The sequence below is a fragment of the Mesorhizobium sp. M1E.F.Ca.ET.063.01.1.1 genome (assembly GCF_003998155.1).
Lineage (GTDB): Bacteria > Pseudomonadota > Alphaproteobacteria > Rhizobiales > Rhizobiaceae > Mesorhizobium.
Map to the genome: position 1 here is coordinate 1 of NZ_RZSC01000503.1, position 4451 is coordinate 4451.

The 4451-nt window shown below is 64.7% G+C and carries 3 protein-coding genes; all 3 read right to left on the minus strand.

Annotated elements, in window-relative coordinates; genetic code table 11:
- Positions 1-105 precede the first annotated feature (105 nt).
- Positions 106-2049 carry a type VI secretion system membrane subunit TssM gene (gene tssM / locus EOA29_RS26460; protein WP_245468544.1) on the minus strand — a complete coding sequence of 648 codons (1944 nt, stop codon included), beginning with the start codon at positions 2047-2049 and terminating at the stop codon, positions 106-108.
- A 25-nt stretch (positions 2050-2074) separates the two neighbouring features.
- Entirely contained in the window at positions 2075-3439 is a 1365-nt protein-coding gene (gene tssL, locus EOA29_RS26465) for a type VI secretion system protein TssL, long form (RefSeq protein WP_348628918.1), read from the minus strand.
- Positions 3440-3885: 446 nt separating this feature from the next.
- Positions 3886-4451: type VI secretion system-associated FHA domain protein TagH (tagH, locus tag EOA29_RS26470; RefSeq protein WP_127221830.1), on the minus strand; the 566-nt coding region annotated here is incomplete at its 5' end.

Sequence of the window (4451 nt, forward strand, 5' to 3'; positions counted from 1 at the left end):
ATCCATGCGTTCGAACAGAAGCTGCGCTTCCGGGCCGGCTTTCGCGGCAACGGAAAAGTCCTCGAGCCTCGCCGACCGCGCTTCGGCGCTGATCAAGTCGGCGGTCTACGCGGCGAGGCTCATGCGTCCGAGCGAGCGCTGCGCCGCCTCGACCAGCGGCTGGTTGAGCTCGAAGACCGGGTCATAGGCATCGTCGAGCGTGAGCATGGCGCGCAGATGCTTTTCGAGCTGCGCGCGGCCCTCGCGGTTGTTCTCGCCTGGATAGCGGTTCTCCTCCCAGTCCTGCTTCATCCAGGAGACGATCAGCTCGTCGTCGACCTTAGGCGCCTTGCCGCCCAGCATCAGATAGATCTTCAGCGGCTCGTAGAGCGCGATCGGATCGGCCATCTTGGCCTGAATCGTCCGCTCCGCCTGAACCAGGAGCCGGGAGCGGAAGCTTCGCTCCAGCGCCTGCCGGTAGGCCGTTTTGGACGCCGACAGAAGTCTCCCTCGCTGGCTGAGCCCGAAACTCTCCTCGACCGGCTTCGTTTGGGCGGCGGTCTCGAATCCGGCCGGGAGGTTGCGCAACTGGTCGAGCGGGCCGATGACGTTCTCCAGATCGACATCGGTCACGGTCGTGCTCTCGAGCAAGGAATCCGCGCTCTGGCGGTATTGCGCCATCGCCTGCCTGGTGGAGTCGATCAGCGACCGGTTGGCGGTGAAGCTGAATCCAAGCACACCGAGCGTCGCCAAAGCCGCCAGCGCGATCACGGCGAGGCCGCCAAATCTGGCAACCCTGGCGCGCCGCTCCGCAGCCCTGTCGAAGGAGACCCAGCCTGCCTCCGGAAAGATCACTTTCGCCAGCAGATCGTGCAAGAAGAAGCTCTTGCCGGTCCCGGAAAGATGCGCTTGGGATGTGCTGCCGAAACTGCGGCCGATCGCGCCCAGCACCTGATCGATGGGCGTTCCTTCCTGCGTTCCGGAAGAGAAATAGAGCCCGCGCAGGCTGACATTGACCTGGCTGCGGGACGGATCGAACAGGCTGCTGACGAAACGCACGACGCGGGCCCTCAGTGCCCCGAACTGCGCCGGAAAGCCGAAGATCGCGATGCGCGCCACCGGGTCGGTCTCATCCTGCAGGCGGTCGGCGATCCCGTCCGCCAGTTGACTGGCCAGCGCGTCGAATTCGGCTGGGGCCTCGCCGGTCATGTTCTTGTTGCGGTCGGTGGTCTGGAACGTCGCGCCCCACACTTTCTGCCGACGGGCTTCATCGAAATCGCCGAAATAGTCCATGAAGCCGGCGACGAGGTCCGCCTTGGTGAAGAGCAGGTAGACCGGGAACTGGATCTTCAGCGTCTCGTGCAACTCGCGCAGGCGGCTCCTTATCTCGGTGACATGCGCGTCGAGCTGCTGGTCGTCGAGGCCGACGAGATCGGCAAGGCTGATGGCGAGGATCACGCCGTTGATCGGCTGGCTTGTGCGGTATTTCTTCAAAAGTCCCAGGAAGGCGAGCCAGCTTGCCTTGTCGCGCTTGGCGTCCGACTCCTGCGTCGTATAACGGCCGGCGGTATCGATCAGCACGGCATCGTCGGTAAACCACCAGTCGCAAGACCGCGTGCCGCCGACGCCGGCCACCGGCTGGGCGCTGCCGGAACCGGCCAGCGGGAACTTCAACCCCGAATTGACCAGCGCCGTCGTCTTGCCGGCTCCCGGCGGGCCGATGATGATGTACCAGGGGATCTCATAGAGGAAGTTGCGCTTGCCGCTCGACTGCTTCAGCGTCGCGATGGCCTGGCTCATACGCGCCTCGAGCACCTGTCCATCGTCGTTCCGGTCGTCGCTGTGCACGATGGCTGTTTCGAGCGCCTTTTGCGCCTTGCGCCCTTGCCACAGGCGGATGCCGTAGAACGATGCGAGCACAGCAACCGTCACGCCGATGATCGTCGCCCTGAGCCAGACAGGCCCGAGGGGCCTTGTATCGGCGAAGCGGATCAGCGGTCCGGCATACCAGACCGCCGCCGAGAAACCGGCGAGCGCCAGCACACTGGTTATCCGCAGCACCCAGCGCATCAATGCCGCTCCCCGCCGCGCCCGCTCACAGCGTCTCCTCCTTCGGGATCATCACGTCGACGCGGCGGTTTTTCGCACGGCCGTCCGGCGTCGCATTGTCGGCGATCGGTTCGTCCTCGCCCTTGCCGTCGACCGCTATCCGTGACGGATCCTTGAGCTCTTTCGCCATCATCGTCTGGACGGCCTTGGCGCGGGCGACGGAAAGATCGAAGTTGGACTTGAACTGGCTCGACTTCTTCGGCTTCACATTGTCGGTGTGACCGACGATCCGGATCGGCCCGGGCTCGGCATCGAGGGCCGTGGCAATGTCGGCCGCGATGGGCTGAAACTGGTCCTTCAGCTCGGCTTGGCCGGACGCGAACAAAAGCTGGTTGTTGACCTCCACGACGATGAAATCGCCCTTCGTGCCGACCGTCAGTCCGCCGACGGCGATCTCCTTGGCTAAAGCTGCGCGGATGCGGTCGATCTGGGTGGTGTCGGGAACAGCAGGCGGCGGCGGTGCGGCCTCCGCGGGTTTGGCGATTGGCGCTACGCTGGCGCGCTCGATGGTGACCGGTGTCGAAGGAGTGAGCGCCAGCAATTCGCCGGCGGTGACGTCGCCTTCATCGGTGATGAGGACGCGCAATGCGAAGAACGCCGCCGTCACCAGCGTCGCGGCGGCGGCCGCGACGGCCCACAGCGGCAGCCGCGCCCTTGGCTTTGGCATCCTCGCCGCCATGCCTTGCCAGTGGGGCGAGACGTCGTCGCCTTCACTCGGCCTGAAGTAGCGGATCGTGTCGTAGACGTCGCGCCGGACGCGTTCGAGTGTGTCCCGTTGGCCGGTCCGCCCGCGATACTGGCCTTCGAACCCGAGCGACAGGCAGGCATGCATCAACTCGAGCAGGTCGTGATGCCCCTCCGGGCTGCCCAGGATCTTGTTCAGCGCCTCGTAGAAACCGGCACCGGTGGGCTTCGTATGGAAGAACTGCAATACGAGACTGTGCGGGCCCCAGGCGTCGTCCTTTGGCCAGGGCAAGTTGCCGACGAGATCGTCGGCGGTCTCGCAAAGGGCGAATTTCGCGATTCTGCCATCCTCCTCGGCAATGCCGGCTTTCGCCATCTCCCGGTCGAACGTCCCGATTGCTTCGGCAATATGCTCCGCCAAGGGGGTCGCCTGCCTTTCGACCGGCATCAGCCGCAATTGGCCGAACAGCATCAGCAGGGGCGCCGCCGCAGCGAGAATTGGATTGGCCGTGGTGTATGTCACGCCATCCGTGGCGTTGAGCAGCATCTCCTGTTGCAGCGCCGGCGCGGATGCTGCCGCCGCCGCATCGGGAGCGGCGCCTTGATAGATCACGGTTCCGGACGACCAGCCGGTCGGCATTCGCCGGCCGACGCCGGGATCGAACACTGTCGATTCCCGGGGAGGTGTCGGAGCTTGCCCAACGCCTGCCGAAGAGGGGTTCTCAGGAGCCGCGGGCGACCGTTGCCTTGGCCGCGGCGCACGGATGACCGTCTTGTCCGCCGGCACGGAGGGATCGTCCTTCGAGCTCATCGGTCCACCGTCGAGGTGCAGCGAACAGGGCGAGGAAAGAGGCCGGCTGCGCCCTTTTTATGCCGAGATTTGGCGGCGGGCCGGATGGAAAGGCTCATCTCGCCGAAACATGACATTGCTGCACACGCCCCAAGTCACGCCGCTTTGCCCGCCAGGCAAGCTTCCGTGCGTTATCCTAATCGCACAGGCAGCTGATTGAAATCGGGCAGCCTATTGAAATCGGAAGGCAGGATGCTCGAAGCAGCGGTTTCTTCTGTGAGACCCGTCACATAGCGCCGGGCCCCGCTTCACGGACCGGCCAGCTACTTCTGCTTGCCGGCCTTGGCGTAGGCTTCGCTGAAATAGGCCAAGAAGACGTCGAGCATGCCGTTTTCGTGCTTCTCTTCCATCGTCCGCCAGGTGGCGACCAGGGCGTCCCATGCCTGGCTTTTCTTGGATGAAAAGGAGGCCGGCGGCAGCTTCCTGGCGATCGCCTCGGGCGACAGGTCGTCGAGCAGCCTGGAGAGCGCGGCCTGCATGGCGGCGTAAGTGGCGAATTCGTGCGTCTTGAGGTCCCGGAAAGCGTCCTCGACGCTGTGCGTGGCGTCGAGATAGCCGGCGCGGCGTTTGGCGAACATGATCTCCAGTATGTCGTCGGTGCCGGGAACGAATTTCAGCGGGTTGTTGTTTTCGGCGCCGATCATGGTGCGGTTCGCGCTCTTGGCCAGTACCTTGGCCGCCGCGCGCGCCTTGAGCAGCAGCGACAACTGCTCGACCGTGGTTCTGAGCACGGCGCCGATCTCGGCGGCCACCTCATGCGGATCGCGCGACTGAAGCAGGTCAGGCGAAATGCCGGCCGCTTTCGCGATGTCCCGCAACAGCCTGTCGG